This window comes from Bradyrhizobium sp. Leo114 (assembly GCF_055229415.2).
The window spans coordinates 76,360-98,933 of record NZ_JBUYEN020000027.1 but is presented as its reverse complement, the minus strand read 5'-3'; the positions used below and the strand labels follow the sequence as shown (position 1 = coordinate 98,933).

Genomic DNA, 22,574 nt, shown 5'->3' with positions numbered 1-22,574 from the left:
CTCAAGATTCCTTCCGAGCAATACCGGTCTCGTCAATCCACGTGCGAAACCAAAGCTCTAGGATCAAGAGTGGCCACAGCCGCGTATGGTGCGCGTTCGATCCGGAACAATGTTCGTCGAGCAGAACTTGTACGGCGTTGCGGTCCATGATGCCACGGCTTTGGGCGTGCGACGACAGCAATAGGTCATAGGCCATTTCCTTGAGTTCTGCGCGCAGCCAATGATCAATGGGGCAGCCGAACCCCATTTTCGGACGATAAAGCACCTCATGCGGCAGAAAGGGTTCCATCGCCTTCTTGAAGATGGCTTTCGTTGTTCCGCCGGGTATCGTAGCGCTCTCGGGCAGTGTCAACGCCCATTCCAGCAAGACATGATCGAGCAGCGGCGAGCGGCTCTCCAGCGAATGAGCCATGGTGGCAATATCGACTTTCACCATGAGATCATCCGGGAGATAGATATGAATGTCTGCCCAGTTAGCTCCCGACACGAGGGTCTCCGCCTCGTTCAGGAAAGGCGCGAACTGATCAAGCGCAGACTCACCTAAATAAGGGCACATCGCCTCGCCATATCCGTGGGTCTTGTGCTCATCGGCGAATGCAGTGATGGTGAAAGAATAGCGATCCTGGCGTGGCCGATCGGCGGAACGCAGAAGCGTGGCCAAACTCGCCGCGCGCGAGGACATGCCGCCGCGCAGTGGCAGCCGTCCAAGGGCGGCAGCGGCCATCTGGCGGAGCGATTTGGGCAGGTTGTCGATCCGCGACAGCGCATGCATCGCAGCATAGCGGCCGTAGCCCATGAAGGCCTCGTCACCACCGTCACCATTGAGCGCGACTGTCACGTGCCGACGTGCAAGCTCCGCGAGGTAGAAACTCGGCACAGCCGACGGATCGGCGAAAGGTTCATTGTAGTGATAGACCAGCTTGGGCAGGATCGCGACGGCATCCGGGCGCACGACGAGTTCGTGATGGTCTGTGTTGTAGCGCTCCGCCACCATGCGCGCGTAGCGGGTCTCGTCATATTCCTCATTCTCGAAGCCAATCGAGAACGTCTTGATGCGGTCACCGCTCTGTTGCGCCATCATTGCCACGATGGCGGAGGAGTCGAGCCCACCTGAGAGAAAAGCACCGAGCGGGACGTCGGATATCATCCGTATCTGCACAGCTTCCTTAAGCCGATGAATCAACTCTTCCGCAGCTGCTCTGGGATCAAAACCAGCGCGGCTAGCTGGGCGCGGTGCAGGGAGCCGCCAATAGCGCTCGATTTGGGGAGAAGATAGGCGGCCGTCAGCGTCAAGGCTTACGCTCATAACACTCGCAGCAGGCAACTTGCGTATTGAGCGGAAAGCGGTCTGCGGCGCCGGAATATACTGGTAGCTGAGAAAGAGGTGCAAAGCGCCGAGGTCGGCCTGTCGTTCAATGCCTGGCCAAGCGAGAATGGCCTTGATCTCCGAGCCGAAGAACAGCCCCTGGTCGGTCAAAGCATAGTAAAGCGGCTTCTTGCCGATACGGTCACGAGCAAGCATAAGCCGGCGCGTCCGGCCGTCCCAGAGCGCGATGGCGAACATGCCGCGCAGTCGGCTCAAAACCTTCTCGCCCCATGCGAGATACCCAGCCAGGATCACCTCAGTGTCGCTATGGCTGCGGAAGATGTGCCCCTTGGCTTCCAGTTCGGCCCTTAGTTCCGGAAAATTATAGATCTCTCCGTTGAACACGAGCCAAACCTGGCCGTCGGCGCTGCCCATGGGTTGATGTCCCGCCGGCGTCAGATCGATGATAGCAAGACGCTTGAAGCCGAGACCTACTCGCCCGTCGGACCAGACGCCTTCGTCGTCAGGCCCGCGATGATGTATCGTGGCCGCCATCGACGACAGACGACGCCGGGCGATAGACTCGTCGATCTGCCCGCTCAGAAGGAAGCCGGTCAATCCGCACATAGGGTCGCCGCGTTACGCATTTCGAGAAAAGACAAGCTGGTGGCAACCATAGCCGTCGTTGGGCAAAAGTTTGTCCAACTTGAAACCGTCCTTCTCGTAGAACGCGGTCAATGCTTCGGCTGTGGCGTATTCATAAGGATATCCGCCAATCCAGTCGACCATGTCGTGCCAGCGGCTCATGCCGCGGCTCTTCTTGTATTCCGACCAGAGGCCGAAATAGCCGCGGATATTCTTGTTTTTGTAGTAGTGCCACAGATAGCGCGCCTCGACGGGCGTCCAGACCGCGACGGAATATGGAAATTTCAATGGCCTGGGCAGTTTGTTGTAGGTGATCTTCTTCTTCAACCAGTATTGGCTGATTTCGCCGCAATCGTTGTAGATGGCGATGAAAAGCTTTCCGCCAACCCGCGTGTTAAGTTTGATGTTCTCCAGGGCCTGCCACATCGCGCCGGTGTGGTGCAGCACGCCCCAAGAATATACGATGTCGAAAGTGCCTAGTGACCGGAGGAAAGCCGGATCGAGTACCGATCCTTCGAGGATGCGCCAATTCTCATCGCCGTTGAAATAGCGACGCTTCAATTCGGTCGTGCAGGCAACAGATTGAGGGTCGTAGTCGAACGAGACGACGTTGGCCCCCAGCTGCCGGGCTGCCAAGCTGAACAGGCCGCTGCCGCTTCCAGCATCGAGAAAGGTGCGCCCGGCAAGCGAGTCCGTCTGTAGGAACTCCTTCAATGATTTCTCTGCTTCGAGAATCCGCTCCGCGTTGAGTACGCGCAGAAAACGACGCCAGTTGCCGCCGAAGCGAAATCGCTTACCAGCCCGGATCTCTTGCTCGTGACCACCGCTCATTTACTGATCCTGTTCACTGCCTTGATGGATGGGCTGAACGATTCCGTTGGCAGCAATTCGTAAGCTGCGAGTGTTTCGGCGATCATACGGTCCATTCCGTATCTTGCGTTGACGAAGGCTGTCCCAGCCTTGCGAGCTTTGGCCCGCAATACGGCGTCTCTTAGAATAGTTAGGACGGCGGCCGCAATATCGGTGACGTCGTCCGAGTCAACGACCAGCCCTGTGGTACCATCGTTCACTGCCTCGCCGGCGCCACCGGCATTGACCGTGACGACAGGGACGCCAAGCCATTGCGCTTCCAAAAGCACGTTGGGGATTCCTTCACCGGACGAAGTCAGAAGGACGAGATCACAGGGTGCTAAAGCATCGAGCGAGGACAAAACGACGCCGGGCATTTGGACGCGCTCGCCGAGGCCGCATTGGCGGATTAGCGTCTCCATTTCGGAACGCATAGGACCTTCGCCAAATATGACGAAATGCACGTCCGGCAGCGCGTCGGCAATTCGCGCCGCTGCCTCGATCCACAAAAGAGGACGCTTCTCCTGCCTGAAACGGAACATGCCGCCAATCAGCGGTACGTTGGCGGGAATACGCCATCTGGCCCGGAGTTCGCCATAATGTTCCGGTTCGGGTCGCATTTGTTCCTCAAACTGGACGCCATTTCGAATGACCCGGATACGCCCAGCAGGAATGGACAGCCAGTCAGCATAGTCGGCTGCTCCGGCTTGGCTATTGTTCAGCCAAACGATCCGATCTCCGCACTCGAGCAAAGCCCGGTAAGCTGGATGATAGTAGTCCGCATTCAGTGCAAAGTGCCGCGGGCTCAAATTGCGGCCCGATAGAAGCACTCGTGGTACTCCGGCAAGCAGCGCCGCGAGGCCAGCCCGGACATTGCTCCAATCGAGCCACGCGTGGACGACCTCCGGCTGCAGAACTCGGAATTCGTGAAATAGAGCAGCGATATCGGCTACGAGGCCAGGATGTAGGAGCCGCGCCGCTTTCTCAAAGCTTGGCGGAAGCGGATCCTTCGCGGCGAAATCCTTTCGGATTTCGCGAACGGTGGCCCCAGATCTGCGCGCGTGGGGTAAGTAGAAATCATATCGCTCCTTCGCGCCAGCGTGCAGATAGTCGCAAAGAAGCGTCAGATTTTCATTGCCAAGGACCGGAGCGAGTCCTACGAGACTATTGGCAACCTGCCGCTCCGCCCCGCCCGGCTGGAGGGAGCCGCAGACTAGGACCACGCGGCCGGGAATGGCCTTCTCCGAGGCCATGTCAGCAAGCATCGCCTGAAAATGCGCTTCGGTCGGCTTTGGAAGGACGATCTCGCCGACTTTCTGACGGAAGCGGTGGGGAAGAGCTTCGCGAGCTACTTTAAGAACAAACCTGCTACTGAGAATCTTTCTCATCATGTGTCAGCTCTTAAATGTCCCGATTCGCCGGCCAAACGCCGAGCAAGGATCTCGCCGACGCACAACGAGGCTCGCTCACCCACGGAAGTCGCCGAAACACATTCCAAAGTTGCGCGGTAACGCCTTGATCTGATACGCGAAATGAGTTCGGGACGCAACGGGCGCTGGAGCGGGGACAGTTCGCGCAGAAAGGCCCACGGAAGCTGTCGGCTCGTGGCAATGCAAATTACGGCCGTTGCGAATGCTCTCGCAATTGCATTGTCGTGCGCAAAAAACTTCAAGTTGCTGTCCTGCCTCCTTTTATCTACCGTCTAGTCGCGGAAATGCAACGGTTTTTCTTATCGAAATGAGAATCCTTATTCTCACAGGGAATTTAGCGGTGGGAGGCGCCGAGCGCCAAATTTCCATAATGGCGCGCTCCATGGCAGGGCTCGGACACGAGGTCGGCATTGCCATCATGTACCCGGGCGGCGAGCTCGAGGGCGAGCTGGCCGCATCCGACGTCAAAATTTTTCCACTTCAGAAAAGAGGAAGGTGGGATGTCGCGGGTTTTTTCCTGACCCTTTCCAAGGTCATCAGCACCTTCCGTCCCGATATACTCCAAACGTTCCTCACGACGCCAAACATTATTGGCTCCTTGTTTCGGCCAAGACTCGGACGAACCCGTTTGGTCTGGGGGATAAGAAATTCGGATATAGACTTGAGCCACTATGACACATTCAACAGGCTATGCGCCAAGCTCGAAGCCTTTTTGTCTCCGTATTGCGATCTAGCGATTGCAAATTCACACGCCGGAGTTCGCGCGCACATTGGCCGCGGTCTTCGCCCCAAACGCTTTGAGGTTGTTGAGAATGGCATCGATACAGAGCGCTTCAGACGACGCCTCGATCAACGGATGCGGTTACGCGCGCTCTGGAAAATACCTGAGCCGGAGAGACTCTGCCTCTCGGTAGGAAGAATAGATCCCATGAAGGATCAAGAGACGCTGCTACGCTCCATTCGATACTGGCCGATCAATTCGCTTCTTGTGATTATCGGAGCGGGGCCTGAGCAAGCAAAGTCAGAGTTGAAATCTAAGATCAGCCAACTTGGTCTCGATAGTCGAGTGCAACTAATGGACAGAATGAGCGACATCGAGAATGCTTATTCAGCGGCCGACATGTTTATTCTGCCGTCCGCCTTCGGTGAGGGCTTTCCAAACGTTGTGGCCGAAGCGATGAGCAGCGAATTGCAGGTGGTGGCCACTGATGTTGGAGATGTGAAACGCATCGTGGGACCGTCTGGGCGCATCGTACCACCGAAAGATCCGGAAGCGATGGGGCGCGCCGTCGCCGACATTCTTTCCGCAAACCATGCGGGTTGCGCTGATCCGCGTCTGAGGATCGTGTCGAAGTACAGCATATCCAGAATGGTCGCGCGCACGCTTCAACTTTACACGGAGACAATTTCTCAAAGAAATCCCTTGCGAAAAAATCTACTTCAAAGATGACCTCGCCTAGGCCGCTGCTCGCTGCGTTCCATGACTCAAATCTGAAGCACTCGGCCGTATACGAACCAAGTCTCGTCTTATGATCGTGTCCTCTCGATCAGACGGCTTTCAGCTTTCGATAGGCGAACCAAACCATCTTCAACAACAGCCAGCCGTCGCGGAAGCGAGATATCTGGGTTTCCCCGAAGATGCGCGCTTTGTAGTGTATCGGCGTCTCGATGATCTTTAGGTTCAGCTTTGCTGCGCCAAAAATAAGGTCGAAGTCGCCGAACGGGTCGAAATCGCCGAAATAGCCGCGCTCTTTCGCCAGCACTTCATAGTCTTTGCGCAGCAACACCTTGGTGCCGCACAGCGTATCCGTCAGGCGGGTGTTGACGAGATAGCTGAATAAATAGGCGAAGCAGCGGTTGGCGATGAAGTTGAGCGGCCGCATTGCCTCCTTTTCCATCGGATAGACCAGTCGCGTGCCGTTGACAAACTCCGCTTTCCCGGTCTCGATCACCGCGTGATATTTCGGCAGCGTCTCGGGAGGCATGGTGAGATCGGCATCGAGGATCATGAGGACGTCGCCGCTGGCCGCCGCAAAGCCCTTGCGCACCGCGTCGCCCTTGCCCCTACTGTCCTGCTTCAGCACCTTGATATTCCAATGGTCCTTGTAGGCGTCGCGCACGCGCTCACATTCCTCGAACGTACCATCGGAAGAATTGCCCTCAACAAATATGATCTCCTGATCACTGCCAAACCGCGGCATGCGCAATATCGCGCTTTCGATGTTGCCGCGCTCATTGCGGCAGGGAACCACGATGCTGACGGAATATTTGCGGTCCGGAAACTGCCGCACTGGACGTCCGACCAGATAAGTGCGCAAGCACAACTTTCGAATTCCCGGCAGCGGCGCGATGAAGCGATTGATGAAGGGCCCCGATCCTAACCATCGCTGCGGCAGCAGTTGCCGATGCTCGCCGCTGATGACCTCGAAATCAGCGAGATCCATCAGATTGATGAAGTCCGCCGTAGCAATGTAGTTTATCTTCGGCTGCTTGCGTCGCAACCGCAGCACCTCGGCTGCTTTTAGGACCGGCTCCCACAAGTGCGAGTAATAGGCGATGACGATCCGCGTTGACGGCTCACACAACCGATGCACCAGTCGCAATGTTCCATCGATATCCTCGAACATGCCGATGGTGTCTGCGATGACGATATAGTCGAACGGCCCTTTGATGAAGCCGAGCGTTGCAGGCTCTTCAGCATCACCTAGAATGAAGTGGAGGTGGGGGTAGAGTTCGTTGGCCCTCGCAATTGCTCTTGAACTAAAGTCGATGCCGACCCCGTAGGATGGCTCCAGGGAGGCCAGCAGTGACCCGCTGCCGCAACCCAGTTCGAGCACTCGCTTGCCTGGCGGTATCAGAAACCGCATGAACTTCCGATCGTCCTCGCGATAGGCGCGATTGAATCGGCTGGCGCGATCTTGCGCGTCCAGATTGACTTCAACGTGCTGGAGAAGTTCCCGCTTCCGCTTGTTGGCTAACTGCGATGAGACGGTAGATGGCGTCAGGTTCATTGCAGTCGCATTTCTCTCATGTGCTGACTGGTTCGGACTAGCCAATCGACCGCTGCAGGGATAAGCCCGTTAAACTCGTTTGTAGGAATTTTCCGAAAATACTCGGGACTCCAGAAAAAATAAAGTAGGCGCGCTCAGAGTTTTTAGGCTGTGCCAACAATCGATGGAGCCACATAGTTGACAATATTGGGACGAGGCTTTAGCTCGACTTGGTTCGCTTCGGCCCAAAGCCTTTGCCATCGCTAAGATGAGGCAGGAGCCGCTCATGGCAAGCGTGCGCTGGCTCAGGCTTCTTCGGGGTCATGCCGACCAATCTCCACGGCCGCGGCGACGACTACCATCCCGAATACGGCCACGTGGGGTCTTGATCCACTGTTTCCACGAGGCGAAGGTGTCGGTCCCGAACAATGTAGTGGCTTGGGCACTGGCACACCGCGGCGCAAGTTCTCGGTGTCGGCGATCTCGCGTCGGCAGCTGCCGCTCGCGTCACGCGTGGCCTCCGTGGTATGTTCGGAACCCGGCCGTGGCCGGACAGCGCCTCTTCGGCAAACAGAGACAATACCCGTCCCTAACAAATGATAACAACAGGAGCAACCAATCCCCGGCGCCGCGTCCTCTATGTGGTCAACGAGGATTTTGCGTTCCTGCTCAATCGCCTGCCTATGGCGCGAGCGGCCCGCGACGCGGGATTTGAAGTACATGTAGCAACCAATGTGAACAGCGGCGCCGCCGCTATCGAGGCGGAAGGATTTCTTCTGCACCGGATTCCCTTCCAGCGCGGCGGGTTATCGCCGCTTGCAGCAATGCCGACGCTGAAAGCGATTCGGCAGCTCGAAAGGAAGATCCAGCCGAGCATAGTGCATCACTCCGGCCTGCAATGCTGCGTCTTCGGCTCAGTGGCCGCGCTCGGCCAAAATCTTCCCATGGTCAACGCGATCACCGGGCTCGGTTACATCTTCACCTCAGCGGGGTGGCGGTCGCGACTGTTGAAACAAGGTATGGCGCGCCTCCTACCACGGTTATTGAACCGAAAGCACAGCACCATCCTCGTCCAAAATCCTGATGACCGCGAAGCTCTCCTTGCGCTCGGCGTAAAGCCAGACCGCATGACGCTGATCCCCGGATCCGGCGTTGACACCGAGGCTTTAACCCCCCTGCGCGAACCGGAAGGCCCGATCACGATCGGATTTGCTGGACGACTTTTGGTCGACAAAGGCATCCGCGCACTGGTATCGGCCCATGGTATCTTGTGCAGCCGAGGATACGACTTCAAGCTCATCATCGCGGGCAATCCCGATCCGGCCAATCCTGCGTCGATTCCGCGCGACGAAGTCGAAGCGTGGACGCATCACTCCGGTATCACCTGGCTCGGGCACATTGACAACATTGTCTCGTTGTGGCGCACCTGTCATATCGCAGTGCTGCCGTCGCATCGCGAGGGCTTGCCGGGGGCCCTGATGGAGGCAGCCGCGTGCGGCCGCCCACTGATCGCAACCGATGCCCCGGGTTGCCGCGAAATTGTTCACAACGACCTGACAGGTCTACTCGTGCCAATTGAAGACCCAAACGCACTAGCGCAGGCAATTGTACGGCTTGCTGAATCCCCACATTTGCGAGCACGATACGGTAAAGCAGCAAGGCAAGTTGTCGTTGAGAGGTTCTCAGCTAGGATCATCGGAAGCGCGATTGTCCAGCTTTACAACGATTTGGTGGCGCCGTGACAACCATTTACACGTGGCCATTTGCAAAGTTAGCCGAAGTCTCGGATCTTCAAGCTGCACGAGCTGCGTCCGTCTACTGGATCTTGAACCTGCGGTAGGATTGCTTAATGCGTGCGAATACCAACGTGCCAGCGGACAAGATTTCAACGCGCGTGAGCCTAGGTTTGCTGATCGGTTTGCATGTCATCGCTTGCTGCATTTCGCTCGCCTACCTCAGCCGTAACTATGGCTTCTATCATATCTATTATGATCCGGCACTGCTTAACGGGGCGATCGTGACGATTGCCGCATTTGCCACCCTCTCGTTCCTTTTCCTGAAAGCTCCGTTCAGCTTCGGCTATCTTCTCGGCTTCAATTTCTACACCATGGTGCTGGGATATCTCTGGCTGAACTGCTTTTCCCGCTTTGAGTACAATCACTGGCTCAGCGGAGCCTCTGCCGTTCTGTCAATGGTCGCGTTCCTGATCCCAGCGTTGTTTGTCACATCCCCAATCCAACAAAGGTTCACGATTTCGGAAGCCACCTTTGATCGCGTGCAAACTCTGATCCTCATACTTGGCGTGGGCACGATCGTCATCTGCGCAAGCTATGGCTTCAAGATAGTCTCGCTGAAGCACATGTATGATTTCCGCGGCAAAGCTAATATGCCGACTGGACTCATCTATTGGGTTGGAATTATTTCGAACTCGCTGCTGCCTTTCGCCTTTGCTTGCTTCGCAGTCCGAGAAAACTACTGGCGAGCCGGCGCTACGCTTGCCCTCCTGCTGCTATTTTACCCGATTGCTCTGAACAAGATCGCTTTCTTCGCACCGGCGTGGCTTTTAGTCATGGCTGTGCTAACGCGCCTGTTCGACTGCCGGATTGCGGTCGTAATCTCGCTCTTCCTGCCGCTGCTTGCCGGGATCGTTTTGTACGCCGTTTTCGATGTGCAGGACATGCGCTATCTCGAAATCGTCAATTTGCGGATGATCGCAACGCCCTCAAATGCGATGGATGTGTACAACGATTTTTTCTTCAGCCATCCTTTCACTTATTTTTGCCAAATCAGTTTTGCGAAGGCCTTCGTCTCATGTCCGTATCAGGAACAGTTGGGCGAAGTAATGCAAAAGGCTTACGGTCTCGGCAACTTCAATGCCTCACTGTTCTCGACTGAAGGGATCGCCTCGGTCGGCCCCCTGTTGGCACCAATTCCGGTATTGGCCTGCGGACTTGTGATCGCCTTTGCCAATCGCCTTTCTGCGGGCCTTCCTCCCCGCTTCGTCCTGATCTCGGGCTCGATCTTCCCTCAGATTCTCTTGAATGTTCCACTGACGACAACCATGCTTTCGCACGGCGCCGCTTTTCTTTTCCTGCTTTGGTATCTAACACCGCGCTCGATATTCACAGAACAGACGCCGCTCGTTGGGTCAGTGTCTGGCGTGCCGGTTCGTACGTGACAGACAACCCTGTGGCTTAGCCGAGATATGCGTATTCTTATCCTCAACGCCGACTACCCGCGCTTCCTAGCCTGGCTCTATCGCGGCCAGTCGGGGCTCGAGAATGCGCCCTACGCCACCCAAATGGCGGCGCGAAACAACAGCCTGTTCGGCGTGGCCGACTTCTACTCGAGGAATTTCGCCGCGCAGGGCCATTCTGCGGCGGAGATCCACGTCAACAACTCCTGGCTGCAGACAGTTTGGGCGCGGGAGCATGGCATGTTCGTGGCCGCGACCGAGCCAGCGATGGGCGCCAGCAACAGACTTCCCGCATGGCTGCTGCAGGCGGCCGCGCCGTTCAAGCCGATGTTGAGGCCATTCGCCCGGAAAATCGGGCTTAGCTCAAAGCTCGATGCGCAGGGGGAGAAAATTCTGCTCGCTCAAATCGAGGATTTTGGGCCGGACCTAGTGCTAAACCAGGACACGTTTCACATCGATACCACGCTGATGCGCCGCATCAAGGGGATCGGCAAGCCTATACTGATTGGCCAGATCGGGATTTCGCCGACCCGCGGCGAGGACTGGCGCGTCTATGACCTGCTGATCTCCCAGCTGGCAGCCACAGTCGAGTTTTTTCGGGGCCGCGGCGTCCGCGCAGAGGTCAGCCATCTCGCCTTCGAGCCCACCACCCTCGATGCCCTGCCGCCGGCGCCGGCGCCGGACATCGACATCTCCTTCGTCGGCACCGTCTCGGCCGATCATCAGCAACGGATCGCGCTATTGGAGGCAGTTGCCGCGCGTTACGATCTCAAGCTGTTCGGCAACATCGCGCCGGGCCTCCCCGCCTCCTCTCCCCTGCATCGTTGTTTTCAAGGCGAAGCCTGGGGCACTGAGATGTATCAGGCCCTACGGCGGTCGCGCATCACGCTGAACTCCCACATCGACATGGCCGGCCAGGAGGCCGGAAATGTGCGGCTGTTCGAAGCGACCGGCGTCGGCACGTTCCTGCTTACGGATTTCAAGGACAATCTGCACACGCTGTTCGACCTTGACCGCGAAGTCGTGGCATGGCGCTCCATCGACGAGTGCATTGAAAAGATCGACCGATATCTCGCGGACGATGCAGCACGAAAGGAAATTGCTGCTGCCGGTCAGCGCCGCACGCTGAAGGCGCATAATTACCGCGAACGTACCCGCGCAATCCTAGCCGCCGTCGAAAATTCGTGACTATCCGGCGCGACGGGATGGACGGAATATTTCCTTGACGCCGGGGGGCAAAGCAGCCACATTGCCCTCAAAATAGCCGCTTTGCGGTTGATTTTACTCACCTTTTTCGGCCAGCCGATGGATAGCGTCGAACACTGTCGCTTTAACGATCAGCTCTACGCGATCATCGTTCGCGCCTCCTTTCGGGAACCGGGGATCACGTTTTTCTCCACACCCGAATTGTCGCAGCAGCTTGCCTATATGAGCCACCCCAAGGGCAAGAGCATTGCGCCGCATCGGCACAACAAGGTGACGCGCGAGGTTCACTACACCCAGGAAGTGCTGGTGATCCAGAAAGGCAAGCTGCAGGTCGACTTCTACACCGAGAGCGAAGAATATCTGGAGAGCCGCGTGCTCTCGGCCGGGGACATCATTCTTCTGTGCAGCGGTGCGCACGGATTCGAGGTGCTGGAACCGCTCGAGATGATTGAAATCAAGCAGGGCCCCTACGCGGGCGAAGGCGACAAGACGCGCTTCCCCGAGGCGCCAGCGGCTGTGAGGCGGATCAAGGGTCCGGTTGCGTGACCCAGGATTTCGTTCCAGTCAACACGCCGCTCCTGAACGGAAACGAAGCTGAATATCTGGCCGAGTGCGTTCGCACCGGATGGATATCTTCGGAAGGCCCATTCATTCCGCGGTTTGAGGCGGCGATGGCGCAGATCGCGGGACGGCGCCACGGCATTGCCGTCACCAACGGATCCGTTGCGCTCGATATTGCCGTTCACGCGCTTTCGCTCGAGCCTGGCCGCGAAGTCATCATCCCGACGTTTACGATCATCAGTTGCGCATCCGCGGTGATCCGCGCCGGACTTGTTCCCGTCGTGGTCGACTGCGATCCGAACACCTGGAATATGACCGCGGACGCAGTAGAAGCAGCGATCACCCCGAAAACCCGCGCAATCATGGTGGTGCACATCTACGGCCTGCCGGTCGACCTCGACCCGATCCTTGAACTTGCGCGCAAGCATGACCTTCGCGTGATCGAGGACGCTGCCGAGATGCACGGCCAGACTTATCGCGGCCAGCCCTGCGGCAGCTTTGGAGACGCGAGCACGTTCAGCTTCTATCCGAACAAGCACGTCACGACGGGCGAAGGCGGCATGATCCTGACCGATGACGCGCAACTCGCCGACCGGCTGCGCAGCCTCCGCAACCTCTGCTTCAAGCCCGAGCAGCGTTTCGTCCATGAAGAGCTTGGATGGAACGCGCGCATGACCAATCTGCAGGCCGCGCTCGGCGTCGCCCAGACCGAACGGCTGGGCGAGATGATCGATATCAAGCGCCGGACCGGCCGACGCTATGACGAGCTCCTGGAAGCGGTCGATCTGATCCAGCGCCCTGTCCCGCGCACCAATTACGCTGACAACGTCTATTGGGTGTACGGCGTCGTCCTGAAAGACGCGGTCGAGTTCGACGCCAAGGAAGCGATGCGCCGGCTTGCCGGCAAGGGCATCGGCACCCGTCCCTTCTTTTGGTGCATGCATGAACAGCCCGTCCTGCGCAGAGCCGGCCTGTTCGCGAGCGACTCGCATCCTCACGCGGAGCGGATCGCGCGCCGCGGCTTCTATCTCCCGAGCGGCCTTGGATTGACGGACGACCAGATCGTGCGATCCGCACAGGCGCTGAAGGAGATCCTTGCTTGAGCGCCTTCGAACGCTACGCGCCGTGGTATGACCTCCTCTATCAGGACAAAGATTATGCCGCGGAAGCATCCTTTGTGGACGTGCAACTCCGTCGTCATGGCGCTACGCCCGGTACGTTGCTCGATCTCGGTTGCGGCACCGGCGTACACGCCCATGAATTCGCGCGCATGGGATGGACAGTCACCGGGGTCGACATCAGCGCAGACATGATCCGCCGGGCCGAGGCGCGCACGGGAGGCGGTTCGGAACACGTTCGATTCCGGCAGGGGGACGTCTGTGAATCCGGCCCGGAGCGGGATTTCGACGCCGCGGTCGCCCTGTTCCATGTGGCAAGCTACCAGACCAGCCGGGGAAGACTTCAGAACATGCTGGCGAGTGCGGCCATCGCACTCAAGCCGGGCGGTATTCTCCTGTTCGACTATTGGTATGGCGGCGCCGTACTCGCGCAAGGCGTTGAAACCCGTGTCAAGGTCGTTGAACGCGCGCCACTGCGCGTCACCCGGATCGCCCAATCCAACCATAATGAGGCCAGCGCGACCGTTCAGGTCAACTACACGCTGTTCTGCGAGGACATTGCGCAATCGACGATCCATCGGATCGACGAAGCACACCACCTCCGCTACTGGTTTCCGTTCGAGGTCGAGGCGCTTCTCGGCGCGACCGGTTTCGAACCAATCGGTCACTATGCGTGGCTGTCGACGACCAGCCCGCCGAACTCGCGAGACTGGGCAGCTTATTCTATCGCCAGAAAAAAGACGGTTCAACCGTGAGGCAGTTTCACGTTGGCGTCGTGCTGGAGTTGCCGCTCGAGGTTGGCGGCGGCTTCCAGCAAGGGCTTAGCGATATCACATGGCTGCGCGGCTGGGCGAAGACGGCCGACATTGGTGTGACCGTCTTCACTACTCAGCCGAACAATATCGCCATACTGGCTGAGCTCGGCATCGAGGCCAAGTTGTTGCGGATTGGCTGGTTCGACCGGCTATTCCTCTTCCTGAAATACTGCGGATGGTTCGATCTTCTGCAGTACGCGTTGCATCTGTGTCCGCCCTTTGAGAAGCGGCTGATCCGGGAGCATGTCGACATCGTCTATTTCCTGACGACGTCGAACTGGCAACTCGTGCTCTACAAGCTGCCCTTCATCATCACGATATTCGACGGTTGCCACCGCGATTCGCCGGAATTCGACGAGGCGCGCGAATTCGCCGAGTTCGAACGCCGCGAAATCGTCTTTCGCAGCGCCAGCACCAAGGCAGCTTTGGTCGTCGCCAATGCCAAAGAGGTGATTGATGCGCTATGCCGTCGCTATGCGATGGAACAGGATCGTGCGGTTTGTATCCCGTTTTCGCCATCGCCTTATGTGACACGGTCGAGTGAGGCTGGCGAGCAAACGGATGCGGACGGCGCGATCCTGCGCAAGTACGGGCTTGAGCCCGGCTATCTCTTCTACCCCGCCCAGTTCTGGTCTCATAAAAATCACGCAACCATCCTGCTGGCGATGAGTTTGCTGCAGAAGCACGGGGTACAGACAACGCTGGTGCTATGTGGATCGGATCGCGGTTCGCGTAGCGCAATCGAAGCCTTAGCCGCGCAACTCGGCCTTGGCGACCGCGTGCGTATCCTCGGCTTTGTTCCCTCTATCGAACTCGGCCCGCTCTATCGCAACGCAGCGGCGCTAGTGATGGCAAGCTACTTCGGTCCGACCAATCTGCCGCCGCTCGAAGCCTGGTCGGTCGGTACGCCCGTGATCTATCCCGAAGCCTTCAAGGCGCAAGCCGGCGATGCCGCCATCCTGTTCGACTACGACAATCCCGCTTCGCTGGCGGAAGCCATCGTCAAGGCCAGCCTACCCGAGGAACGCGCCCGGCTCACCACAGCGGGCAAAGAGAGGCTCGAATATTTTGCGCGCCAGATTGACGACGGACATCGCGAGTTCGCGCAGCACCTTCTGAGACTGCGGTACCGCCGCTACCCTCGGATCTATTGAGGACCGCGGACGATCCTATCGGGGGATCGTCGCGATTATCTTTTCGCGGATATTTCCGATCAGCAACGGGATCGCCGCCACTCCTGCAACCACCAGCCAGATCGCACATTCCGCGAAGAAGCCCTGCATGCCGGTCCAGGATATCATGGAGCGGATCATAATTCCCAACCCCCAGCCTGCGATTATCGTCGCACCCATTACCCCCGCCAGAAACGCCAGGTGACGGAACGGATGCATGAGCGTTTGACGCATGATGACAAGCGTCAACAGACCGAACTGAACCAGCAGATCGCTCGCCACGATCGCGGCCGCCGCGCCGAGCGGGCCCAGTTGAGGGATCAGCAGCAGCGATAGCACGAGAAAGACAATGATCTGCAGCCCCTTGCTGCGTACGAGAAGATCGGCCCGGTTGCTGTAATTGGCATAGCTTAACGCCAAGATCGCGGGCGCGGCCACGCTGGTGCCGATCAGCATCGTCTTTGCCAGCAACGGATCGTAGGGAATGGCGCCGCGGGTCCAGAGCACGAAGAAATCAGGCCAAAACGGCAACAGTCCCGACACGACCGCACTGGCGAGCACCGCCACAAATACCGAACCGCGGGCATAGAGCGCGCGCAACCGTTCGGTCGCACCAACAGCATAGTCGTGGCCGAGTTCAGCAGCCAGCGGAAGAGTTACCTGCAGGCAGAGCGCCCGCAATAGCCCAGCCGCAACGCGGATCAATCCCCATTGTGCGACAGCGACGCGATCGGCTACCAGCGCGCTGACTAGGAGCACCGGGAGGTTCATCAGCGCCAGCTCGGTCGCGCCAGCGATTCCGAACGGCGCCGCCTTGCGTAGCTGACCGACTATCCAGCGCATGGGACGTCTGCCCCGCGCCTTGCGCAGGAATGGATGCAAGCGCGGCGCATCGATGGTGATCAGATAGACCGCAATCAATATCTGCATCGCGACATAGGCGAACGTGACGGCAAACAAGCTCGCTGTCACGACAATAGCAACCAACTGCGCGACCTGTCCGATCAGCGTTCCGAAGCTCTGCAACCAGACAGCGCGGCCGTACAGGCCCCGCGCCCGATAGAGTGCCGACACCAGACCCGCCGGAAGCGTGAGCAGCATGCCCGCCGTCATCGCCACAAAGGCAGCATCGAAATTCTCGATCGCCTCGAACCGGAACACCGTGGACGGCGAAACAGCCAGCGCCGCTGCCAGCACCAGACCGACGAGCACGACGCTAAGCCAGAGGTAGAGCCGCATTATCGCAGCATAGAATGTCGTGGTGCGGCCGTCGCAATCAACGCTGGACTTGAATGAGAAGAAGCGATTGATGGCACGAAGCTGCAGGCCGGCATCAGCAACCAGCACAAGATTGCCGATCGCATAGATGACAAACCAGGCGGCCAGCTCCTCGCCGTTCCAGAAATGCAGAAAGACAGGAACCAGCGCGACCTGTTGGATGATCCCGAGCACCATCTGGAAAATGCTGGCGGACCAACCCGCAAGCAGCCGTCGTGCCCGGGTCGGGGGCGAAATGCCCGCGGGGACGTTCTCTCTGCCGCGCGCGTTTGGCTCTTCGATCAAGTCCGGGGACCCCTTTGGCGTACAGAGGGGGGCTAGCAGCAACCCGATGGGATGTCGATACTTGGCCCTCGTGCCAAAACATGCGGCTAGCGGCCTCTCATGGACCACAGAGGCCACTGGCGCGGAGCAGCCACCCGAATATGAAAAGCGCACCCGGCCTTGCGGGGTGTCCCTAAAGCAAATCCCGGCCGCCTTCCCTTACGATCCCCGCCAAGCCACTCAAAACATCAAGTCCGCCATGCCGTTGCTGGCGGGAGGCAGACCTTGCCGGGAGGTTGTCCGGCGCTATTGTAGCGCCGCCGTTCTATCCGGAGCTCCTCGTAATGCCCGTCCCGCATGCATCGCAAGCCCTGTCCCGATTCACAGTTCTCGACCTCACCCGCGTCCGCTCCGGCCCCACCTGTGTGCGGCAGCTCGCGGACTGGGGTGCCAATGTCATCAAGATCGATGCATTGACGGAGGACGCCGGCGGCGAGCAACCGGGCGGCCCACGGCATGGCTCGGACTTCCAGAACCTGCACCGCAACAAGCGCGCGATGACGCTCAATCTCAAGGATCCGAAAGGCCTCGAAGTATTCAAGCGGCTAGCCGAACAGGCTGACGTTGTGGTTGAGAATTTCCGGCCTGATGTCAAAGCCAAACTCGGCATCGACTACGAGAGTCTCCGCCAGATCAATCCGCGCATTGTCTATGGCAGCATCTCCGGCTTCGGCCAGGACGGGCCCTACCATAAACGCCCGGGGTTCGATCAGATCGCGCAGGGCATGGGCGGATTGATGTCAGTGACCGGCGCGCCCGGCGGCGGCCCAATGCGGGTCGGTATCCCCGTTGCCGACCTTGCCGCCGGCCTGTTCTGTGCGATCGGCATCCTCACGGCGCTCCTGGAACGCGACGTATCGGGTGAGGGTCAATGGGTACAAACCTCGCTGTTGCAGGCGCAGATCTTCATGCTGGATTTCCAGGCCGCGCGCTGGCTGATGGAAAAGGAAGTGGCGCAGCAGGCCGGGAACAACCACCCGACGTCGATCCCCACCGGCGTGTTCAAGACGTCGGATGGTTACATCAACATCGCCACGACAGGCGGACGCATCTGGGAACGCTGCGCACAGGCGATCGGGGCGCCCGAACTCATCAGCGATCCCGACTATGCCACGGCGCCGGCACGCTCCAAGAACCGCGACGCGCTCAATGCGAGGATCAACGAGTTGACGCAGAAGAAATCCACCGAGACCTGGGTCAACGAGCTGAACTCGGCCGGCGTGCCTTGCGGCCCTATCTATTCCATCGACCAGATGTTCGAGGATGCGCAAGTGAAATATCTCGGCATCGCCCAGGACGTGGCGAACGCAGAGAACCGCCACATCCGACTGGTGGGCCAACCGGTGACACTGTCACGGACGCCAAGCACCATGGCGGCGCGCCCGCCGGAATTCGGCGAGCAGACCGACGAAGTGCTGGCGGAGTTCGGCTTCAGCAAGGATGAGATCGCCGAGCTCAGGCAGCGCAAAGTCGTGTGAGGCTTTACGCCTTCGCCGGCCGCAGCCGGCGAGTGGCGCCGCTAAGCGCCATGTCGATCAAGGGCCAGAACAACAGGACGATTGCGAGCGTCGTGATCGAACCGACAAGCCCGTTCGACCAGAACACCTTCATATCGCCGCCGGAGCCGATCATCGATAGCCGGAACGCATCCTCCGCACGGTTGCCCAGCACAAGCGCGAGCGTGAACGGCGCCAAGGGAATGCCGATCTTCTTGAAGACGTAACCGACCACGCCAAAGCCCAGCATCAGCCAGATATCGAACATCGCATTCTGGATCGCGTAAGCGCCGATCGCACAGGACACCACGATCATCGGTGCAACCGCCGCAAACGGGACGCGCAGGATCGAGGCGAAGATCGGCACTGTCGTCAGCACCAGGACCAGGCCAACGACGTTGCCGAGATACATCGAGGCAATCAGGCCCCAAACGAAATCCTTGTGCTCGACGAACAAGAGCGGCCCAGGATTAAGTCCCCATACCATCAAGCCGCCGAGCAGGATGGCGGCGGTTCCAGATCCGGGAATTCCGAGCGCAAGCATCGGAAGCAGCGCTGAGGTGCCGGACGCATGCGCCGCCGTCTCCGGCGCAAATACGCCCTCGATACGGCCTTTGCCAAAACTGTCCTGGTCCTTGGCAAAGCGTTTGGCGAGATTGTAGCCCATGAACGAGGCGGCGATCGCGCCGCCCGGCGTGATTCCAAGCCAACAGCCGATGAAGGATGAACGCACCAGCGTCACCCAGTATTTCGGTAGATCTTTCCAGACCGACAGCACCACGCGCAGGCTGATGCCGGCAGCATGGCCGCGCAGCGCCAGACGCTCTTCCATTGTCAGCAGGATTTCGCTGATGCCGAACAGGCCGATGACCGCGACCAGGAAGTTGATGCCGCGGAGCAGCTCGGTAGAGCCAAAGGTCATGCGGAGCTGGCCGGACACGGTGTCCATGCCGACGCCGGCAAGCAGAAGACCAAGTGACATCGAGATGACGGTCTTGTGCCTGGCCTCGCGGCCAAGACCGACGAAGGAGCAGAAGGTCAGTAGATAGACCGCGAAGAATTCCGGCGGCCCGAACTTCAGCGCGAATGACGAGATCATCGGCGCCAGAAACGTGATCAGGAGCACCGCGACCAGCGAGCCTATGAAGGACGAGGTGAAAGCAGCCGTCAGCGCTTCCGCCGCCCTGCCCTGCTGCGCCATCGGATAGCCGTCAAACGTGGTCGCAACAGACCAAGCTTCGCCGGGAATATTGAACAGAATAGAGGTAATGGCGCCGCCGAACAGTGCCCCCCAGTAGATGCAGGATAGCATCACGATGGCCGAGGTCGGGTCCATCGTGAACGTCAACGGCAACAGGATCGCCACGCCATTCGGCCCACCAAGCCCCGGCAGTACGCCGACGAAAATGCCGAGCACGAGCCCGACCATCATCAGTAACAGCGTTTTCCAGGTGAGGAGAACGGCGAAGCCGTGAAGGAGCAGGCCAAAAGCTTCCATGACTGAAGGTCCCGCCGATCGATTAGTAGCCAAGGGCCGCTTCGAGCGGTCCCTTCGGCATGATGACGTCGAAGGCGATGTCAAACGTCACGAACATCGCGGCGGTGAAGATGAAAGCGGTGAGCAGAGACTTCCACGCCGCGATCTTGCCGACAAAGCGCATGAAGCCAGCGATCAAGAGGAAGCTCGCAACATAGAGCCCAAGGAATTGCGTGGCGAGACAGAAAAAGACCGTCGGCACGAACACCGCCATGACCCGGCGAAGCTGTGCCTGTGTCACAAAGATCTCGGAAGCTTCCTTGCGCGAGAAGATCGCTGCAAACAGCCCGTAGAGGCTGGCGCCGCCAAGAACGATCGAAAGGTAGAACGGGAAGTAGCCCGGCTCGGGGCCGGTCGCATCCCAGGCCGCGCCCGTGCGCCAATTATCCCATCCGAGCGTGACGGCAAGCGCGAGCAACACGAGCGACACGACAGCGTCCACGACGCGATTGCTGGTCACCGCGGGTGAATTGGCTTCCGGCGCAGTCGGATCGTCGACGACGATTTCGATATCGGTGTTGGACATGGAGGCAGACGGTTCGGACAGGCGCTCCAGCGTGGATACGTGCTGCCGCAACCGGCGTCAATCTAACGCTCAACGCCTGCCGGTCCGCTCCGGGAACGCGCTCGCAAGTGCAGCATGATCGGGCCGGACCACGCCGCGTTCGGTGATCAAACCAGTCACCAGGCGCGCCGGCGTGACGTCAAAGCCGTAATTAGCGATCGGCGAGCCCTCGGGGACCACACGCACCATCTCAATTCGTCCATCCGCCGTACGCCCACTCATATGCGTCACTTCGCTTGCTGCACGCTGTTCGATCGGAATTTCCCGGCCATCATTGATACTAAAGTCGATAGTCGGCGACGGCAGTGCAACATAGAATGGCACGCTGTTGTCGCGCGCGGCGAGCGCCTTCAGGTAGGTACCGATCTTGTTGCAGACATCGCCATTGGCTGCGACCCGGTCGGTTCCAACGATCGCCAGATCGACCATGCCGTGCTGCATCAGATGACCCCCCGTGTTGTCGGGGATGATGGTGTGTGGGACGCCATGGTGGCCAAGTTCCCAGGCGGTGAGTGAGGCCCCCTGATTGCGCGGACGCGTTTCGTCGACCCAGACATGAACGCTGAATCCCATGTCATGAGCCCGGTAGATCGGTGCCGTCGCCGTCCCCCAATCGACGGTAGCCAGCCAGCCCGCGTTGCAGTGCGTCAAAATGTTGATGGCGCCGCCGGCTTTCTTGGCAGCGATCGCTTCGATGACTTCGAGGCCGTGGCTGCCGATCGCCTGGTTGATTCCGACGTCCTCATCGGCGATCTCGCCGGCACGCTTATATGCTGCCTCCCTGCGCACGGAGGGCGCCAGCGGACGAAGCACAGCCGCCATCTCGTCGAGCGCCCATTTCAGGTTGATGGCCGTCGGCCGGGTCGCGATCAGCAGCTTGTATGCGCGATCGAGCGCCACGTCGGAGGGATCAGCGTGCATGGCCAACGCCATGCCGTAAGCGGCGGTAGCACCGATAAGCGGCGCACCGCGGACTAGCATGGTTTGGATTGCGTCCGCAGCCTCCTCCGCACTCGTCAGGCTCGCGATGACAAACTCATGCGGCAGCCGCCGCTGATCGATAGCCCCGACGGACCAGCCGTCGGGCTCGAGCCAAATGCTGCGGAATGCCCGGCCATCGACTTTCATGAACGCAGGATCCGCGCTGCTACCGCGTCGAGCTTCCTGAGCAGTTCCGGATCGCGCGCCTCGGGCGCCGTGATCAGCGCGGTCTCGAGCGCGCGGTCGGAGCCGATCGGGCACGGCTCATGCTCGCGCGGAAAATCCTTTGCCAAGCGCGCCACCAGCGCCTTGGCTTTCTCGGCATTTGAACTAAGCACGCGAATGATGTCTTGCACGGTCACCGCATCGTGATCCGGATGCCAGCAATCGAAGTCGGTCACCATCGCGACGCTCGCGTAGCAAATCTCGGCTTCGCGAGCGAGCTTCGCCTCAGGCATATTGGTCATGCCTATCACCGCGTAGCCGAGTTCCTTGTACGTCAGACTTTCGGCAAGGCTCGAAAACTGCGGACCTTCCATGCACAGATAGGTGCCGCTGCGCGCGAAGGGAATGCCTTCGGCTTCTGCGGCGGCCGCCAGATGAATGCGCAAGCGCGGCGATACCGGATGCGCCATCGAGACATGAGCGACGCAGCCTTTGCCGAAGAACGAGCTTTCGCGCTTGTAGGTGCGGTCGACGAACTGATCGACGATCACGAAAGTGCCAGGCGGCAATTCTTCCTTGAACGATCCGCAGGCCGACAGCGACACCAAATCGGTAACCCCCGCCCGCTTCAGCACATCGATATTGGCCCGGTAGTTGATGTCGGACGGGGACAGGCGGTGCCCCTTGTCGTGCCGCGGCAGGAACACGATCGGCAGGCCGGCAATGGTGCCAAAGCGGAGCGGCGCGGAGGGCTCGCCCCAGGGGCTCCTGATCGCCTCCTCGCGGACGTTTTCAAGACCCGGCAAGTCATAGATGCCGGATCCGCCGATAATGCCTAGCACGGCGCTGGTCATGGCCTCTCCCGATCAGACTTTCGAAGTAACGTTCGACTATACTGCGACGCAATAATCAAGCATTGTCGAGGGGCCGTAAACGGCGT

General features: G+C 59.2%; 18 protein-coding genes. 9 read left to right on the top strand and 9 right to left on the bottom strand.

All coding sequences use genetic code 11. From position 1 onward, the window contains the following. Nucleotide 1: 1 nt before the first annotated feature. From asnB to ACZIRK_RS28675, 3 genes are read right to left on the bottom strand one after another with little or no spacing between them, the layout of a single operon-like run. Entirely contained in the window at nt 2-1,933 is a 1,932-nt protein-coding gene (asnB, locus tag ACZIRK_RS28685) for an asparagine synthase (glutamine-hydrolyzing) (protein ID WP_474418643.1), read from the bottom strand. A gap of 12 nt (nt 1,934-1,945) precedes the next feature. Next, a complete protein-coding gene (locus ACZIRK_RS28680; RefSeq protein WP_474418642.1) occupies nt 1,946-2,782 on the bottom strand; it encodes a class I SAM-dependent methyltransferase in 837 nt (278 codons plus the stop codon). Next, the gene (locus ACZIRK_RS28675) at nt 2,779-4,191 is read right to left on the bottom strand and encodes a glycosyltransferase (protein WP_474418641.1); all 1,413 of its coding nucleotides are present in this window, start codon (nt 4,189-4,191) and stop codon (nt 2,779-2,781) included. The genes ACZIRK_RS28680 and ACZIRK_RS28675 overlap by 4 nt, the downstream gene beginning before the upstream one ends. A 241-nt stretch (nt 4,192-4,432) precedes the next feature. Between ACZIRK_RS28675 and ACZIRK_RS28670 the strand changes: the two genes are divergently transcribed. Beyond that, on the top strand, nt 4,433-5,680 hold the full coding sequence (locus ACZIRK_RS28670) for a glycosyltransferase (protein WP_474418640.1): 1,248 nt from the start codon (nt 4,433-4,435) through the stop codon (nt 5,678-5,680). 97 nt (nt 5,681-5,777) lie between these two features. Here ACZIRK_RS28670 and ACZIRK_RS28665 read toward each other — a convergent pair whose 3' ends face one another. After that, nucleotides 5,778-7,241, bottom strand: coding sequence for a glycosyltransferase (locus ACZIRK_RS28665; RefSeq protein ID WP_474418639.1), 1,464 nt, complete (start codon nt 7,239-7,241; stop codon nt 5,778-5,780). 575 nt (nt 7,242-7,816) lie between these two features. On the opposite strand from ACZIRK_RS28665, the gene ACZIRK_RS28660 reads away from it, so the two are divergent. From ACZIRK_RS28660 to ACZIRK_RS28630, 7 genes are all read left to right on the top strand, one after another. Beyond that, nucleotides 7,817-8,962, top strand: coding sequence for a glycosyltransferase family 4 protein (locus ACZIRK_RS28660; RefSeq protein ID WP_474418638.1), 1,146 nt, complete (start codon nt 7,817-7,819; stop codon nt 8,960-8,962). A 107-nt stretch (nt 8,963-9,069) separates the two neighbouring features. Then, nucleotides 9,070-10,398 (top strand): hypothetical protein, encoded by a 1,329-nt coding sequence (locus ACZIRK_RS28655; RefSeq protein ID WP_474418637.1) that lies wholly within the window; start codon nt 9,070-9,072, stop codon nt 10,396-10,398. Between the two features lie 27 nt (nt 10,399-10,425). After that, complete coding sequence (locus ACZIRK_RS28650) at nt 10,426-11,604, top strand: CgeB family protein (RefSeq protein ID WP_474418636.1); 1,179 nt, start codon at nt 10,426-10,428, stop codon at nt 11,602-11,604. Nucleotides 11,605-11,721: 117 nt separating this feature from the next. Beyond that, nucleotides 11,722-12,168 carry a cupin domain-containing protein gene (locus ACZIRK_RS28645; protein WP_130223574.1) on the top strand — a complete coding sequence of 149 codons (447 nt, stop codon included), beginning with the start codon at nt 11,722-11,724 and terminating at the stop codon, nt 12,166-12,168. Then, nucleotides 12,165-13,286 (top strand): DegT/DnrJ/EryC1/StrS family aminotransferase, encoded by a 1,122-nt coding sequence (locus ACZIRK_RS28640; protein WP_474418635.1) that lies wholly within the window; start codon nt 12,165-12,167, stop codon nt 13,284-13,286. The genes ACZIRK_RS28645 and ACZIRK_RS28640 overlap by 4 nt, the downstream gene beginning before the upstream one ends. Further along, a complete protein-coding gene (locus tag ACZIRK_RS28635; protein WP_028164919.1) occupies nt 13,283-14,056 on the top strand; it encodes a class I SAM-dependent DNA methyltransferase in 774 nt (257 codons plus the stop codon). Before ACZIRK_RS28640 ends, ACZIRK_RS28635 begins: the two co-directional genes overlap by 4 nt. Beyond that, entirely contained in the window at nt 13,975-15,270 is a 1,296-nt protein-coding gene (locus tag ACZIRK_RS28630; RefSeq protein ID WP_474418634.1) for a glycosyltransferase, read from the top strand. Before ACZIRK_RS28635 ends, ACZIRK_RS28630 begins: the two co-directional genes overlap by 82 nt. Nucleotides 15,271-15,285: 15 nt before the next feature. Here the strand turns inward: ACZIRK_RS28630 and ACZIRK_RS28625 are convergent, their stop codons facing one another. Next, nucleotides 15,286-16,851, bottom strand: coding sequence for an MATE family efflux transporter (locus ACZIRK_RS28625; RefSeq protein ID WP_474418633.1), 1,566 nt, complete (start codon nt 16,849-16,851; stop codon nt 15,286-15,288). A gap of 323 nt (nt 16,852-17,174) precedes the next feature. On the opposite strand from ACZIRK_RS28625, the gene ACZIRK_RS28620 reads away from it, so the two are divergent. Continuing rightward, on the top strand, nt 17,175-18,368 hold the full coding sequence (locus ACZIRK_RS28620) for a CaiB/BaiF CoA transferase family protein (RefSeq protein ID WP_474418632.1): 1,194 nt from the start codon (nt 17,175-17,177) through the stop codon (nt 18,366-18,368). A gap of 4 nt (nt 18,369-18,372) precedes the next feature. Here ACZIRK_RS28620 and ACZIRK_RS28615 read toward each other — a convergent pair whose 3' ends face one another. The 4 genes from ACZIRK_RS28615 to ACZIRK_RS28600 form a co-directional block, all read right to left on the bottom strand. Then, nucleotides 18,373-19,884, bottom strand: coding sequence for a tripartite tricarboxylate transporter permease (locus tag ACZIRK_RS28615; protein WP_474418631.1), 1,512 nt, complete (start codon nt 19,882-19,884; stop codon nt 18,373-18,375). Between the two features lie 22 nt (nt 19,885-19,906). Beyond that, the gene (locus tag ACZIRK_RS28610; protein WP_474418630.1) at nt 19,907-20,449 is read right to left on the bottom strand and encodes a tripartite tricarboxylate transporter TctB family protein; all 543 of its coding nucleotides are present in this window, start codon (nt 20,447-20,449) and stop codon (nt 19,907-19,909) included. A gap of 69 nt (nt 20,450-20,518) precedes the next feature. After that, nucleotides 20,519-21,616 (bottom strand): S-methyl-5-thioribose-1-phosphate isomerase, encoded by a 1,098-nt coding sequence (mtnA, locus tag ACZIRK_RS28605; RefSeq protein ID WP_474418629.1) that lies wholly within the window; start codon nt 21,614-21,616, stop codon nt 20,519-20,521. Then, nucleotides 21,613-22,488: an S-methyl-5'-thioadenosine phosphorylase gene (locus ACZIRK_RS28600; protein ID WP_474418628.1), complete on the bottom strand. Its 876-nt coding sequence runs from the start codon at nt 22,486-22,488 to the stop codon at nt 21,613-21,615. The genes mtnA and ACZIRK_RS28600 overlap by 4 nt, the downstream gene beginning before the upstream one ends. Nucleotides 22,489-22,574 lie beyond the last annotated feature (86 nt).

What these genes read in the sequence shown, in the direction of transcription:
- ACZIRK_RS28645 (WP_130223574.1), top strand. Translation starts at nt 11,722, where the DNA reads ATGGATAGCGTCGAACACTGTCGCTTTAACGATCAGCTCTACGCGATC.
- ACZIRK_RS28670 (WP_474418640.1), top strand. Translation starts at nt 4,433, where the DNA reads ATGCTCTCGCAATTGCATTGTCGTGCGCAAAAAACTTCAAGTTGCTGT.
- mtnA (WP_474418629.1), bottom strand. Translation starts at nt 21,616, where the DNA reads ATGAAAGTCGATGGCCGGGCATTCCGCAGCATTTGGCTCGAGCCCGAC.
- ACZIRK_RS28655 (WP_474418637.1), top strand. Translation starts at nt 9,070, where the DNA reads ATGCGTGCGAATACCAACGTGCCAGCGGACAAGATTTCAACGCGCGTG.
- ACZIRK_RS28665 (WP_474418639.1), bottom strand. Translation starts at nt 7,241, where the DNA reads ATGAACCTGACGCCATCTACCGTCTCATCGCAGTTAGCCAACAAGCGG.
- ACZIRK_RS28650 (WP_474418636.1), top strand. Translation starts at nt 10,426, where the DNA reads ATGCGTATTCTTATCCTCAACGCCGACTACCCGCGCTTCCTAGCCTGG.
- ACZIRK_RS28615 (WP_474418631.1), bottom strand. Translation starts at nt 19,884, where the DNA reads ATGGAAGCTTTTGGCCTGCTCCTTCACGGCTTCGCCGTTCTCCTCACC.
- ACZIRK_RS28620 (WP_474418632.1), top strand. Translation starts at nt 17,175, where the DNA reads ATGCCCGTCCCGCATGCATCGCAAGCCCTGTCCCGATTCACAGTTCTC.
- ACZIRK_RS28675 (WP_474418641.1), bottom strand. Translation starts at nt 4,191, where the DNA reads ATGATGAGAAAGATTCTCAGTAGCAGGTTTGTTCTTAAAGTAGCTCGC.
- asnB (WP_474418643.1), bottom strand. Translation starts at nt 1,933, where the DNA reads ATGTGCGGATTGACCGGCTTCCTTCTGAGCGGGCAGATCGACGAGTCT.
- ACZIRK_RS28660 (WP_474418638.1), top strand. Translation starts at nt 7,817, where the DNA reads ATGATAACAACAGGAGCAACCAATCCCCGGCGCCGCGTCCTCTATGTG.
- ACZIRK_RS28680 (WP_474418642.1), bottom strand. Translation starts at nt 2,782, where the DNA reads ATGAGCGGTGGTCACGAGCAAGAGATCCGGGCTGGTAAGCGATTTCGC.
- ACZIRK_RS28600 (WP_474418628.1), bottom strand. Translation starts at nt 22,488, where the DNA reads ATGACCAGCGCCGTGCTAGGCATTATCGGCGGATCCGGCATCTATGAC.
- ACZIRK_RS28610 (WP_474418630.1), bottom strand. Translation starts at nt 20,449, where the DNA reads ATGTCCAACACCGATATCGAAATCGTCGTCGACGATCCGACTGCGCCG.